Origin of the sequence: Kribbella sp. NPDC048928 (genome assembly GCF_043197975.1) — a bacterium.
GTDB lineage: Bacteria > Actinomycetota > Actinomycetes > Propionibacteriales > Kribbellaceae > Kribbella.
Genome location: NZ_JBICUC010000009.1, coordinates 41,141 through 54,681 on the forward strand (window position 1 = coordinate 41,141; position 13,541 = coordinate 54,681).

At 68.7% G+C, this 13,541-nt stretch carries 14 protein-coding genes, 1 tRNA gene and 1 pseudogene; 12 read left to right on the plus strand and 4 right to left on the minus strand.

Features of this window, described 5'->3' with window-relative positions; translation table 11 throughout:
* Positions 1-888 carry an aminoglycoside phosphotransferase family protein gene (locus ACGFI6_RS33090; protein ID WP_393125621.1) on the minus strand — a complete coding sequence of 296 codons (888 nt, stop codon included), beginning with the start codon at positions 886-888 and terminating at the stop codon, positions 1-3.
* Complete coding sequence (locus ACGFI6_RS33095; RefSeq protein WP_393125623.1) at positions 881-1,441, minus strand: 5-formyltetrahydrofolate cyclo-ligase; 561 nt, start codon at positions 1,439-1,441, stop codon at positions 881-883. Before ACGFI6_RS33095 ends, ACGFI6_RS33090 begins: the two co-directional genes overlap by 8 nt.
* A gap of 65 nt (positions 1,442-1,506) precedes the next feature.
* On the opposite strand from ACGFI6_RS33095, the gene ACGFI6_RS33100 reads away from it, so the two are divergent.
* From ACGFI6_RS33100 to ACGFI6_RS33145, 10 genes are all read left to right on the plus strand, one after another.
* Positions 1,507-2,892, plus strand: a complete 1,386-nt coding sequence (locus ACGFI6_RS33100; RefSeq protein WP_393125625.1) for a UTP--glucose-1-phosphate uridylyltransferase — start codon at positions 1,507-1,509, stop codon at positions 2,890-2,892.
* A complete protein-coding gene (locus ACGFI6_RS33105; protein ID WP_393125627.1) occupies positions 2,889-3,365 on the plus strand; it encodes a GNAT family N-acetyltransferase in 477 nt (158 codons plus the stop codon). The genes ACGFI6_RS33100 and ACGFI6_RS33105 overlap by 4 nt, the downstream gene beginning before the upstream one ends.
* 77 nt (positions 3,366-3,442) lie before the next feature.
* Positions 3,443-4,663, plus strand: coding sequence for a gephyrin-like molybdotransferase Glp (gene glp / locus ACGFI6_RS33110; RefSeq protein ID WP_393125629.1), 1,221 nt, complete (start codon positions 3,443-3,445; stop codon positions 4,661-4,663).
* Between the two features lie 31 nt (positions 4,664-4,694).
* Complete coding sequence (moaC, locus tag ACGFI6_RS33115; RefSeq protein WP_393125631.1) at positions 4,695-5,177, plus strand: cyclic pyranopterin monophosphate synthase MoaC; 483 nt, start codon at positions 4,695-4,697, stop codon at positions 5,175-5,177.
* On the plus strand, positions 5,174-5,662 hold the full coding sequence (locus tag ACGFI6_RS33120) for a molybdenum cofactor biosynthesis protein B (RefSeq protein ID WP_393125633.1): 489 nt from the start codon (positions 5,174-5,176) through the stop codon (positions 5,660-5,662). Before moaC ends, ACGFI6_RS33120 begins: the two co-directional genes overlap by 4 nt.
* A complete protein-coding gene (locus ACGFI6_RS33125) occupies positions 5,662-6,279 on the plus strand; it encodes a GNAT family N-acetyltransferase (protein WP_393125635.1) in 618 nt (205 codons plus the stop codon). The genes ACGFI6_RS33120 and ACGFI6_RS33125 overlap by 1 nt, the downstream gene beginning before the upstream one ends.
* Before the next feature lie 97 nt (positions 6,280-6,376).
* Entirely contained in the window at positions 6,377-7,177 is an 801-nt protein-coding gene (locus ACGFI6_RS33130) for a hypothetical protein (RefSeq protein ID WP_393125637.1), read from the plus strand.
* A gap of 73 nt (positions 7,178-7,250) precedes the next feature.
* Positions 7,251-7,323 (plus strand) — tRNA-Ala (locus ACGFI6_RS33135).
* A 354-nt stretch (positions 7,324-7,677) separates the two neighbouring features.
* The gene (locus ACGFI6_RS33140; protein ID WP_393125639.1) at positions 7,678-8,163 is read left to right on the plus strand and encodes a DUF4913 domain-containing protein; all 486 of its coding nucleotides are present in this window, start codon (positions 7,678-7,680) and stop codon (positions 8,161-8,163) included.
* 226 nt (positions 8,164-8,389) lie between these two features.
* A complete protein-coding gene (locus ACGFI6_RS33145) occupies positions 8,390-8,791 on the plus strand; it encodes a hypothetical protein (protein WP_393125641.1) in 402 nt (133 codons plus the stop codon).
* Here ACGFI6_RS33145 and ACGFI6_RS33150 read toward each other — a convergent pair.
* The gene (locus ACGFI6_RS33150; protein WP_393125643.1) at positions 8,788-9,588 is read right to left on the minus strand and encodes an endonuclease/exonuclease/phosphatase family protein; all 801 of its coding nucleotides are present in this window, start codon (positions 9,586-9,588) and stop codon (positions 8,788-8,790) included. The genes ACGFI6_RS33145 and ACGFI6_RS33150 overlap by 4 nt on opposite strands.
* A gap of 187 nt (positions 9,589-9,775) precedes the next feature.
* Here ACGFI6_RS33150 and ACGFI6_RS33155 point away from each other — a divergent pair.
* A pseudogene (locus tag ACGFI6_RS33155) lies at positions 9,776-9,943 on the plus strand (helix-turn-helix domain-containing protein); the annotation flags it as partial.
* Between the two features lie 282 nt (positions 9,944-10,225).
* Entirely contained in the window at positions 10,226-13,102 is a 2,877-nt protein-coding gene (locus ACGFI6_RS33160; RefSeq protein WP_393126375.1) for a BTAD domain-containing putative transcriptional regulator, read from the plus strand.
* On the opposite strand, the gene ACGFI6_RS33165 is transcribed toward ACGFI6_RS33160, so the two are convergent.
* Positions 13,090-13,512: a hypothetical protein gene (locus ACGFI6_RS33165; RefSeq protein ID WP_393125645.1), complete on the minus strand. Its 423-nt coding sequence runs from the start codon at positions 13,510-13,512 to the stop codon at positions 13,090-13,092. The two genes, ACGFI6_RS33160 and ACGFI6_RS33165, sit on opposite strands and share 13 nt — an antisense overlap.
* Positions 13,513-13,541: the final 29 nt, after the last annotated feature.

Below are 13,541 nucleotides of genomic sequence, written 5' to 3' on the forward strand. Positions count from 1 at the left end.
TCAGCCGAGTCCCGCAGCGAACGGCATGCTGCGCCATTGCCCCGCGAACAGGCGGATGCCGTCGGCCAGCCCGGGGAACTGCGGGACCAGCGGGGTGCACACGAGGACCTGTAGGGCGCGTGCCAGGTCCATCAGCTGCTGTACATCCGGGTCGAGCGGAGTGGTCGCGGTCTTGTTGTAGGCGCGGCACAGGTCTGGGCCGAAGCCGGCGAGGTCCCATTCGCGCGGGCCGATGGTGACGTCCTCGAAGTCGGCCCACAGCGGGCCGTCGACCGTAGTGATGAGATTCCAGGACGGGGCATCGCCGTGCAGCGGCTGCACGGTCACGGACGGGAAAGCGTTCTCGAAACCGGACTGGCTCGTCAGGATCGGCTCCAGGACGTTCCACTCGGCTCTGGCTCGTACCAGGTCCTCCTGCTCGAGCAGACCTGGTACTGCCTCAGCCGTCGCCAGACCCGGACCGATCAGCCGCAGCGGAGTCATCCAAGGCAGCTCGCCCGGGTACTGCGCCAGCTGGGCGTGGAGCTCCGGTACTCGGGCGGTGGCGCCGGCGTAGTCCGGCTCAGCAGCCTGGTCCACTTCGACGTACGTCCAGAAGGTCATGCAGAGCCCGTCGTGTTCAACGGGCACGGGGTGGCTCGGGCGCACTGTGGGAAGTCCCTGCTCGGACAGCCAGGTCACCACGTCCAGCTCGCGTTGCTGGCGTCGTACTGCCGGCTCTGGATCTTGCAGGCTCCCAGGCGGGTTAAGTGGCACTCGGGCGACCACGGGCGATGGTTTCAGGTGTACGACCGTCGAGAACGCCTCGTAGAGGACAGTCGGGTCAGTCACCGTCAGACCGAGGGCACGTGCGGCTGTTGTTGCTGCTCGGACAGCGGTGTCAGTCATCCACCGATCCTCGCAGCGGGATCAACTGGTGTGGTGTGAGCGCCGCGTCTACCGGGCGGTCGTGTGCGTCACACGGGAGCGTGTCGACGATCTCTGTCTCGTACACGGCGGCCCAGACCGGTGTACCTGGTCGTACGCGGGCGAGTGCGCGGTCGTACGAGCCGCCGCCGCGTCCCAGGCGTACACCGTCTTGGGCGACGGCGACGGCCGGGCAAATGATCAGGTCAGCCGTCCCGATCGCGTCGGGACCCAGGTCGATCGGGGGCTCCGACAGGCCGAGCCGGCCCGGTACGAGGTCCGCTGCGCCGGGTGCGATGCCCCAGCCGAGGTCGTTGTCGGCGTACAGGATCGGCAGCAGTACCTCTCGGTGCGTCGCGAGCAGCCAGTCGATCAGCGCACCGGTCTGCGGCTCGGGCCCCATCGACACGTAGAGAGCGACCCGGTAAACGTCCGGCAGCACCTGTTGGGCGCTCGCCAGCAGTCCCTCCGCACGGGGCCGAGCACCCCGCGCGTCCAGAAACCGCTGCCGCGCCACGGCCTTCGTTTGAAACACCCTCCGATCGTAGAAGCGTGACGCGGGCAACACTGGGATTGCCTGCCGTCCCCTAGGGTTGGTCCATGGGTGAGGTGGGTCTCAGACAAGCGCAGGAGAAGATGCGTGCGGCCGGTGCGGCCGACGTCGCGATACGTGTCTTCACGCACTACTACCGGCTGCTCGAGTCCGGGCATCAGGGGAAGATCCGCGAGGACGAGATCCAGCCGGTCGGCGAGCTGCCGCACCTGGATCACCTGGACACCGATCCGGAGGCGCTCCGGGCCGCGCTGGCCGAGACGGTGGTCATCAAGCTGAACGGCGGCCTCGGCACGTCGATGGGCGTCACCGGCCCGAAGTCGGCGCTGCCGGTCAAGGACGGGCTGAGTTTCCTGGACATCATCGCCCGGCAGATCCTGAGTACGCGACGCGCGTACGACGTGCCGCTGCCGCTGGTCCTGATGAACTCGTTCCGTACCAAGGCCGAGTCGCTGCAGATCCTCGGCGAGTACGAGGGGCTCGCGATCGACGGGCTGCCGCTGGACTTCCTGCAGAACATGGAACCGAAGCTGCTCGCCGACGACCTCACGCCGGCCGAGTGGGAGGCGGACCCGGAGCTGGCCTGGTGCCCGCCCGGCCACGGGGACCTGTTCACCGCGCTGGTTGCCTCCGGCACCCTGGACGCGCTCCGCGAGCACGGCTTCCGGCACGCGTTCATCTCGAACGCCGACAACCTCGGCGCGACGCCGGACCCACGGATCGCCGCCTGGATGGCGGAACACGACGTCCCGTTCGGCATGGAGGTCTGCCGGCGGACGCGCTCGGACCGCAAGGGCGGGCACGTCGCCGTACGGAAGTCCGACGGGCGGCTGATCCTGCGGGACAGCGCGCAGGTCGCCGACGAGGACACGCAGTACTTCCAGGACATCACCCGGCACAAGACGTTCAATACCAACAACCTGTGGATCGACCTGGACCGGCTCGCCGAGCTGATGGACGGCCACGACGGGATCCTCGGGCTGCCGATCCTGGTGAACCGCAAGACCGTCGACCCGGCCGACCCGTCGTCGCCGAAGGTGATCCAGCTGGAGACCGGGATGGGGACCGCGATCGAGACCTTCGAGGGCTCGCAGGCGGTGGTGGTCGACCGGAGCCGGTTCAAGCCGGTGAAGACCACGAATGACCTGCTGGTGCTGCGCTCCGACGTGTACGACCTGGACGAGGCCGGCGACCTGACCACGACGCACGAGGGCGACGAGCCGTACGTCGACCTGGACCCGGAGTACTTCAAGATCCTCGCGGACTTCGAGGCGCGCTTCCCGGCCGGGCCGCCGTCGCTGGTCCGGGCGGACCGCCTCGAAGTCCGCGGCGACGTTGCCTTCGGCAAGGATGTGGTGGTGCTCGGTGAGGTCGAGGTGACCGCACCGGACGGCGAGCGCAAGGTGATCCCGGACGGGACCGAGTTGCGTTGAGCGACGACCTCCTGGTCCGTCCGCTCGAGCCGGCTGACACCGACGAGGCGGCCGCGGTCTGGTGGCGCTCCCGGCACGCCCACGGGTCGCAGCTGCCGCCCGCGATCCACACCGCTGAACAGGTCGCGACGTGGTTCGCCGGCGTCCTGCTGCCGGACGGCGAGACCTGGGTGGCCGTCGACGACGGCCGGATCGTCGCGGTCCTGACGCTGGACGGTGACGACCTCGACCAGCTGTACGTCGACCCGGGCGCGGCCGGTCAGGGCGTCGGCTCGGTCCTCGTCGATCTCGCGAAGGACCTCCGGCCCGGCGGGCTGGCGCTGTGGACGTTCCAGTCGAACCTTCGCGCGCAGTCCTTCTACCGGGGGCACGACTTCCACGAGGTACGTCGTACGGACGGATCGGCCAACGAAGAACGCGCTCCCGACGTCCGGATGGTCTGGGGCAACCACCCGGAATCGGACCCGGCCTAGAACTGGACCGGACTTCTTCGCGCACGCTTCCGGAACTATCGGCGGAAACCTCCGAGCGGTGGATTAGGGTCGAGCTCGTGAGACGAAGTGTGGATGAGCATCTTGAAGCCGTACTCGGACGGGTAGCGGCCCTGCCCGCGTTCGATCAACCGTTGATGGACGTGCTCGGGCTGGTGCTCTGCGAGGACATCGTCTCGGGGGTGAGCCTGCCGGGGTTCGACAACTCGGCCATGGACGGGTATGCCGTGCAGGCCGGGGACCTGGCCGGCGCCTCCGACGAGAACCCGATCAGCCTGCCGGTGGTCGGGGAGCTTCGCGCCGGGCGCAGCGAGCCGATCGTGGTCACCCCTGGGACCAGTGTGCGGATCATGACCGGTGCGCCGATACCGCGGGGCGCGGACAGCGTCGTGCCGGTCGAGTGGACCGACGGTGGGACGGTCAACGTGCGGATCACCCAGCAGCCGCCGACGGGTGCGTCGGTGCGGCGGGCAGGGGAGGACGTGACGGCCGGGACGCAGGTGCTCGACCGGGACACGATCCTCGGGCCGCGGCAGATCGCCGTGCTGGCCGCGGTCGGCCGGGCGCGGGTGAAGGCACGGCCGCGACCGCGGGTGGTTGTGATCTCGACCGGCGCCGAGCTGCGCGAGCCCGGCAGCCGGCTCGGCGAAGGGCAGATCTACGACTCGAACAGCTACACGCTGGCGGCCTGCGCGCGGGACGCCGGCGCGGTGGTGTACCGGGTCGGCATCGTCGACGACGACCCGAAACGGATCATGGACACCCTGTCCGACCAGTTGGTGCGCGCCGACCTCGTGATCACGACCGGCGGCGTCAGCATGGGCGCGTACGACATCGTGAAGGAGGAGCTGTCGAAGCTCGGGACCGTGGACTTCCCGCAGGTCTCGATGCAGCCGGGCAAGCCGCAGGGGTTCGGGGTGATCGGCGAGGACGAGGTGCCGATCTTCACGCTGCCCGGCAACCCGGTCTCGGCGTACATCTCGTTCGAGGTTTTCGTCCGGCCCGCGCTGCGCAAGATGATGGGGCAGATGCCGTACCGGCGGGCGCTGGTTCCGGGCGTGACGCTCGACGGGTTCAGCTCTCCGGCGGGGCGGCGGCAGTTCGTCCGCGCAGCGGCCACCCCCGGCGACGAGGGCTGGATGGCCAGTACAGTCGGCGGGCACGGCTCCCACCTGCTGGGCGGACTGAGCCGGGCGAACGCGCTGATCGTGGTGCCCGAGGACGTGACGTCGGTCCGGGCCGGCGACCAGATCGAGCTGATGTTGCTAGGGGATGTCTGATGGTTCCGGCACCCCCGGACGAGGAGACCGGATGACCGAGCGCCCTGCGGGCCTGACCCATGTCGACGAGACCGGGGCGGCGCGGATGGTGGACGTGTCCGCGAAGGACGTGGGAGTCCGGCGGGCCGTTGCCAGTGGCAAGGTTCTGGTCTCGGCCGAGGTGGTGACGGCGCTCCGTGGTGACGGCGTGCCGAAGGGCGACGCGCTCGGCGTCGCGCGGATCGCCGGGATCATGGGAGCGAAGCGGACGCCGGACCTGGTTCCGCTGTGCCACCCGATCGCGATCACCGGCGCCAAGGTCGACCTGGAGGTCGCGGACGATGCAGTACTGATCCGCGCGCAGGTGAAGACGACCGACCGGACCGGTGTCGAGATGGAGGCGCTGACGGCGGTCGCGGTCGCCGGACTCGCGGTCATCGACATGGTCAAGGCGCTGGATCCCGCAGCAGTGCTGACCGACGTCCGGGTGGAGTTGAAAGAAGGCGGCAAGACCGGGCACTGGGAGAGGCCGTGAGGGCACTTGTCGTCAGCATCTCGAACCGGGCGGCCGCCGGTGTCTACAGCGACACCACCGGCCCGCTGATCGCGTCGCGGTTGGCTGAGTGGGGCTTCGAGGTGTCGGGTCCCGACGTGGTCCCGGACGGCGCACCCGTCGGGGCGGCGTTGCGCGCGGCGGTCGACGCGTCGTACGACGTTGTGCTCACCACGGGTGGTACCGGGATCTCGCCGACCGACGAGACACCCGAGCAAACAGGGGCTGTGCTGACGAAGGTCGTGCCCGGCATCGCGGAGGCCATCAGGGCGTACGGCATCGCCAACGGCGTACCGACGGCAGCGTTGTCCCGCGGGCTGGCCGGCGTCGCGGGCACCACGATCATCGTCAACCTGCCCGGATCTCGGGGCGGTGTGAAGGACGGTCTCGCCGTACTGGAACCGTTGCTGCGCCACGCAGTTGAGCAGGTGCGCGGTGGGGACCATGTGCGGACGGACACCGACTGATGGCGATCGTGCAATGGCCGATGGAGCTGAAACACGGGCAGGTCGGCTTGCGACCGCTGCGTGCCGGCGACGGCGGTGAATGGGCTGCAGCCCGCCAGCGGAACGTCAGTTGGCTGCGGCCGTGGGACGCGACCCAGCCGCCGGGTGCGGACGATGGAGCGCGGACGTTTCGCGCAATGGCCCGGGACTGGAACCGGCAGGCGCGGTACGGACGGATGCTTCCGTTCGTCATCACGTACGGGGGCGCGGCGGGCGCCGGCGCGCGCTCGAAATGGCCGCTGGTCGGACAGCTCACGGTGTCCGGAATCACCTACGGCTCGGCCCGCTGGGCGAACCTCGGCTACTGGGTCGACGAGCAGTACGCCGGTCGCGGCATCGTGCCGACCGCGGTCGCGATGGCCGCGGACCACTGCTGGTTCACCCTTGGCCTGCACAGGATCGAAGTCGCGATCCGCCCCGAGAACAAGGCAAGTCTGCGGGTCGTGGAGAAGCTCGGCTTCCGGTACGAAGGCGAGCGGCCGCGGTTCCTGCACATCGACGGCGACTGGCGCGACCACCGGATCTTTGCCTTGAACATCGAAGAGGTCGGACCCGGTCTCGTAGCGCGACTGCGCTGACTACGCTCGGTGCTATTCACACCAGTCACACGAGTCTTCTTGCGACACACCGTCTCACGTACCCCATCTGGCCCCCGCCGCACCTTAGCGTCGTCGCATGGGGACGACAGGGTTGATCTATGTGGCGATCGTCGCCGCGTGGGCCGCTTATCTCGTCCCGATGTGGCTGAAGCGTGGCGACGAAGCGCGGCGCAAGCCGACGGTGCCGTCGTCCGACGAAGCGCGGGTGCTGTCCCGCGATGCGTCGCGAACCAGGTACGTCGTGCGTCCACCCGGAGCCGCTGCCGCCGACGACGCCTCGCCGCCGACGCGGTACATCCCCAACCGAGCCCGCCGGGTGGCCGCCATGCGCCGCCGGCGGGTGCTGTCGATCCTGACCCTTTCGCTGCTGTCCGTCGTGGCGCTCGCCGGACTGGCGATGCTGCCGTGGTGGACGGTGGCGGCGCCGGCGACCCTGATCGCCGGATTCGTCGTCCTCACCCGTGTGCAGCTGCGCCGGCAGGCGCGGACGCGGGCAGCGGTCGCGGCGGAGCGTCGTACCCGCGACCGGTCCCGGCACGACCGCGGCCCGGCCGGTAAGCCGGCGCCGTCGCCCGACGAGGAGATGACCATCGAGGTCAAGCTCCCCGCCGAGCCTGCTCCCGTACCGGCCACGGCGCCGGCCAAGGTCGAGACTCCGGCGTCCGAAGGGCTGTGGGACCCGGTTCCGGTGACGCTTCCGACGTACGTGATGAAGGAGAAGGCGCCCGACCGGACCGTTCGGACGATCTCCCTCACCGACGACGAAGTGTTCTCCAGCGCGCGTACTTCCGACCCTGCCGAGAAGCCCGCAGCCGCCGACACCCCCGCCCCGCAGCAGGTCGAAGAGCCAGAGGTGAAGCGGGCCGTCGGCGACTGATAACCGGTTTTAGTTCGCGGGGCTCCACGTGTTAGAGTTTCGCGGTCGCCAGGGAAACCTGGCGGGCAAGCTCGGGGCTGTGGCGCAGTTGGTAGCGCGCTTCGTTCGCAACGAAGAGGCCAGGGGTTCGAATCCCCTCAGCTCCACGAGAGTCGACAGGCGACGTGTGTCGCGCACTTTGTGCGCTGACCACGTCGCCTTCGTCATTTGTGCGGCTTCGCTTCGCTCGCCGCGTGCGGGGGCTCCGCCACCCGCACCCCCTGGCGCCTTCGCTTCGCTCGGCTCCTGGGGTGGGTTGGGCAGTCAGCTCGCCTGCGGGGTTGGGTCGGGCTGATGGTCGGAGAGGTGCTGTCTGCCTGGGCAAGCACCACCGCTCCGCGGCACCAGCCGTCGGCGGGGTTATCCACAGGAAGGCTGATGGACAGCCCAGGCGGCATCCTGGTCGGTAGTCTCAGAGGCGCAGATGCGGGGAGGAAGAGTTGATGGGGTCAGGAGACCGTGTGAGCGATGGTGGCGAGCAGCCGGATCTTGATGCGGCGGACCTGGCAGCGCTGCGGACAGCGATGGAAGGGCTGCGTGAGAAAGGGCGACCGCGGAGTGCGACGTCGGCATCGGGATTTCGGCCTCGGTTTCCGGATCTGGAATCCTGGGTGCACGAGTTCTTTGTGCTCACCTTCGGGCGGCCTCCCGAGCAGGCGCGTTGGTGTGCCCAGTGGTGGGATCACCCAGAGGCGGTCCTCCGCCTGGATGCGTTGTGGCGCACCTGGGAGGTGGCGTCGCTGGACCCGGTGCACGGCGTGGCCAACTGGATCAGTAGTCACCTGGATCCCAACCTGGCGCAGCTTTTCAGCGCTGCCGGCCCGTTCGCTCGGTGCGCAGAAGGGCGGCACATACCGACTCCGGTGCTGCCTGTGAACCCGCCGCCGGATGGCTTCGGGACACTGCCTCTGCCTTGGTGGGAGGTTCTCGGTGAAGACGACAGGTGAACGCGGACGAGCGGCTGCGGCAGAACTTCCTGGATGCACTGACGCGCATGGATGGGTGGATGAACTCGGAAGGCATTGCCTACCGAGTGATCGGTAGCTTGGCCGTAAGCGCGTATGTCGATGGGGGTCGCTCGCAAAGCTCGACACGGTCGCGGCCGAGGTCTACATCGACTTCCGTCCGGGCAACGAGAAGTCTTATCTGACGCACCGCCAACTGATGTTCCCGGTGCCGACTACGCTGTTCCAGCCGAGCGGCGCGCGCCTGCTCGGACGTGAAATCGAGACCATCGACCCGCGCACGTTGCTGCATACCTTCGGCACTATCGGCGGCGTCGTGCGGCCGAAGGACGTACCGAAGATGATCAGGCTGGCCGAGGCGATCGGCAGCGGCCAGGCGGTCAGTCGGCACTCAGAGCAGGACTGCGAGGTGTTCGATCGCTTCATGGTCGCCCGCAAGCGGCAGGCACCGATGTTTATCGCAGCCAAGACCAGCTGGGAAGGCGTTCTGGATGTCCTGCCTCCGAAGGCCGCAGGCACTCTCAAACAGCGCCTGTCGCCCACCGCGCAACGCGTGATGGGACAGATGAACCGCACGGGGAGTCGCGATGGCCGAGAAGACGGGCTCTAGGGCGCCGAGGGGATCCGCAGCCGGGCCTGTAGCCCAATGTGGTCCGACAGGTAGCCCGGACCGCCAGGCAGGGGTCGCTTGTCGGTAAACAGCAGGTCTGTGTGATCGACGTCGATCCCCTCGGTGACGAGGATGAAATCGATGCATTGGGGCGTTGTGCCTGGTGGCAGAAAGTCGGTATGGAACGTTGGTGGGCACCGGCCGTCGAACGTATCGCGCAGGCCTGACCGCTGTCGGAGTTCAGGGTGCAGCGCACTCGCTCGGGCGACATTGAAATCTCCACAAACCACGGCCGGTGAACTGTCGGCGGTGACCGTCTGCGCGACCGCAGTGAGTTGGTCGCGCTGCAACTGGCGGAATCGGTTGTCTTCCGACCAATCGCCGTCGGTGTTGGCCGTCGGGTGGATATTCAGCACGCGGGCCGGGCTGTCCGCCAGCCGAACCGTGAGCATCCCACTGTGGAGGGCGTTCAGCCGGGCGCGAGCGGGGATTTCTGAATGACGCGACGACCACGGCAGGCGGGCGTACGTCATGCCAGACAGTCGCAGTCGTGACAGCGTGACCAGACCGCCCGCGGGCCCGACCACCGACGGCCGATAGGCTGCATGCGGAAAGGACGGCATCCCTCGTCGAAGATGCGCCAGGTGATGGTATGAGAACATCTCCTGCAGGCAGATCAGATCGATGTCGCCGGCGTCAACCTCGGCCGCGATCGCGGCGAACCGCTCGGCGACGCGAGTGCCCTTCAAGGGAAGCCCATGCACGTTCAGGCTGGCGACGGTCAGACGCATGATCATGGTGGGCGACATCGTAACCATCGAGGTTGGCTGTACTGCCGATCTTCCGCGTAGGCGTCCCTCATTCTCACCCCGCTCACCCGCGCGGGTTGGGGGGAGTGGTACTTGGGGTACGTAGGGTGGGGGTGTGCCTGGGCGGGCTGGGGGGTTAGTGCGTGGGGGCGGGTCTGTTCTGGGGTTTGGGGGAGTGCTGCGGGGGTTTCGGCTGGAGGGGGAGGTTACGCAGCGGGAGTTGGCTGCGCGGGCTGGGCTTAGTGCGGGGGCTATTCGGGATCTGGAGCAGGGGCGTACGCGGAGTCCTAAGCGGGACTCGGTGGCGGCTATTGCTGCTGCGTTGGGGTTGAGCCGGCGGGATGCTGATGCGTTGCATGCTGCTGCGAAGGTGGGGCGGGCGGAGGCGGGGGCTGCTGTTGGCGGCTCTGGCCTTGGCGCTGTTGGGCGGTTGCGGGTTGGGGTGCTGGGGCCGCTGGAGGTTTGGCGGGGTGAGGCTTCGGTTGTTGTGAAGTCTGGTGCGCAGCGGGTCTTGCTTGCTCGGCTTGCGTTTGGTGCGGGGGCCGTGGTGGGGCAGGACGAGCTTGTTGAGCTCTTGTGGGCGGGGCGGGTGCCGGAGAATGCGGCGAGTCTGTTGCATTCTCGGGTGGCGCGGCTGCGGCGGTTGCTCGAGCCTGCTGGGGCCCCTGGGTCTGTGGTTGTGGGTGGTGGGGCTGGGTATCGGCTGGCGCTGGAGGCTGCCGATCTTGATCTGCTGTCGTTTCGGGAGTTGACGGCTCGGGCGGCGCGCGCCGAACCGGAGGCGGCGCTTGCGTTGCTTTCGGATGCGGTGGCGTTGTGGCGGGGCGAGACTGATGTGGAGTCGGTGGCGAGCGATCCGCTGTATGTGGCGGTCTCCCATGAGTACGTGGGTGCCGTACGGGCGTTCGCTGCGTTGGCGCGCGATCTTGGGGAGCCGGAGGAGGCGCTGGAACGGCTGCGTGGGCTGGCGAATCGGGACGAGCTTGATGAACCGTTGCATGTCGAGTTGATCCGGACGCTTGGCGCGGCTGGGCGGCAGGCGGAGGCGCTTGCCGTGTACGGGCGGATCAGGTCGGCGCTCGCCGAACACCTCGGCGTCGACCCCGGCGAACGCCTCCGTACCGCCCACCTCGAAATCCTCCAGCAGCAAAGCACCCCACACCAGACCACCACCGACCACTGGCACCCGAGCGCCCGCCAGGGCGGGGCGCAGCAGGCAGAGGCGGAAGGTGGCGAGCCAGACCGCGGCGGGGCGGCGCAGGCCGGGGCAGGGCAGGGCGGAGGGTCGCGGGACGCGGAGCGAGAGGGGGTTGTTGTTCAGCAGGCTCCTTCGGCGCCGCCTGATTTTGTGGGGCGGGTGGGGGAGTTGGAGACGATCTGCCGGGGGCTTGGGCGGCCGGGGGCGTTGTCTTCGCGGGTTGTGCTGATCAACGGGATTGCTGGTGTCGGGAAGACCGCGCTGGCGTTGACTGCAGCTCATCGGCTTCGCGAGGCGTACCCGGACGGTCAGTTGTACGCAGACCTGCGCGGCAGCGGCACGACGACGCCTGCACCGTTGCAGGTGCTCGGGCGGTTCCTGCGTGCGCTCGGCGTACCGGGGCGGCGGATCGGCACCGACGAGACCGAGGCCGCCGCGTTGCTCCGCAGCGAACTCGCGGACCGCCGGATGCTGCTACTGCTCGACAACGCTCAGGACGCTGCCCAGGTACGGCCGTTGCTGCCCGGAGCGGGACGCAGCGACGTCATCGTTACTAGCCGACGGCAACTACCGGAGCTGACCGCGGCGGAGGTGGTGAGCCTCGAACCGCTCGCCCACGAGGACGCGGTCGCTCTGATCACCTCCACCTCGAGGATGTCCCGCCTCGACACCGACACCGAAGGCCTCGACGCCCTCGCGGAAGCCTGCGCAAGGCTCCCGCTCGCGCTCCGCATCGCCGGCGCGCGGCTCGCGACCAGGCGGGAGTGGACGGTCGCCGACCTGGCCCGTCGCCTCTACGACCGGAACCGCCGCCTCACCGAACTCAGCCTCGGCGAATCCAGCGTGCTCAACAGCTTCGAACTCAGCTACGCCGATCTCGGTCCGGACGCCCAGCGCGCGTTCCGCCTGTGCAGCTTGCACCCGGGCGACGACTTCAGCGCCGACAGTACGGCGGCGCTGCTCGACCTGACGACCGCGACGGCCGACCGGGTCCTCGAGGACCTGCTCGGCGCGAACATGCTCCTGCAGCAGGCCAAGAACCGCTACCGGTTCCACGACCTGCTCGGCCTGTACGCGCGACAACTCCTCGCGGCCGACGACGAGCGTGAGCCCGCACGCACCAGGCTTTACAGGTGGTACGCCAGGACCGTCACAGCAGCAATCGACTGCGTACATCCGCAACTCGTACGGCTCAGCGGGCGTCCTGAAACGGCCGGCGTCTTCGAGGACAAGGCGGAGGCGCTCACCTGGCTCGACGAGGAGCTGCCTGCTCTGGTGGCCGTCGTACAGGAGCCGTTCGACGACGAATCCTTGGCGTGGCGTGTGGCCGATCAGCTGCGCGGATACTTCCTGCTCCGCAGGGACGCCGAGGGCTGGCTGTCCGCGGCGGAGGCCGGGATGGCCGCTGCGACCGCGGCCGGTGACGACCACGCGCAGGTCGCGATGCTGATCAACCGGGGTCAGGCGCTCGGCGCCGTCGGACGGGACGAGGACGCACTGTCCGACTGCCTCGCCGGTCAGGCGCTTGCTGTGGCCGTCGGCTGGGCGACGGCGGCTGCCTATCTGGCACACCAGGTCGGCTGGCTGCAGTTGGAGCGAGGCCACCTTGACGACGCCGAGCTGTGGATGAGCCGCGCACTGGAGCTGACCGACGACGAGCCGTACGGGCATGTACGCGCCATCGCGCTCAACGGCCTCGGGATGGTGCGCCTGTACCAGGGTGCTTTGCAGGAAGCCGCTGACCTCTTCGCGGCTGCGCTCGAGGCCGGCAAGTACGGTCTGGAGACGTCGACCCTCACCATCCGCGGCAACCTGGCGAGCGCCCTTCTGCAATCAGGCGCGACCGACCGCGCGGCTGAGTTGCTCAGCGAGCTGATGGCGACGTACCACCGCCGCTCGCACTTCCGTGGTGAGCTGTCGACCTTGGACGACTGGGCGCGGCTGCACAGTCAACGTGGTGACGGTGCAGCCGCACTGGAGACGGCGCTGCGAGCACACCAGCTCGCCAACGTCGTACGTGATCCGAAGGCTCAGGCTCAGACCGCGTCGACCGTGGCGCAGGCGCACCTGACCTTGGGCGACGCGGCCGCGGCCGCTGAGTGGATCGAGGCGTGTCTCGCGATCGCCCGCGAGACGTACCCGTACCTCGAAGTCGAGGCGCTGCTCGTGCTGGCTGCTGCCCGGGCCGTCGTCGGCGACCAGAAGGCCGCGGACGTGGCCGCCGAGCAGGCTGCGGTGATCGCCGCAGCCTGCGGTTTCCGACGACTCGAGGCCGAGGCCAGAACCAGATCTCAGGCCTTGTAGAGGCAGTACGAGTAGACGATGCGGCCGGTGATCGCACTGTCGCCCCGCGGCTCGAACCACAGCATGGTCTTGGTGCTCCGGGGGTGGTAGCCGAGGTTCACGGTCTTGGTGACCTCGCGGCCCGAGTTCCCCTGCAGGGTCGTGAACGTGCTGGACGTGCCCTGCCTGATCCGTACCCGGATCATCTTCGTGTTGCTCGCGGTCCGGTAGGTGACTCGTACCTTGGCGGTCCCGCCCGGCCAGGTGAGGTAGCCGAACCCGATGCCGGCGCTCACCTGGAAGCTCTCGCTCCTGGAGCTGACACAGGTCACGGCGTCCGCTCGGCTCGCGGTCCGGACTGCGACGGCCGACGACATCAGCAGGGCGAGCGCCGTGATCAGCACGGACACTCTTCGGACAGACAGACCCACAACGACTCCTTCAGTGGTTGGACAGCATC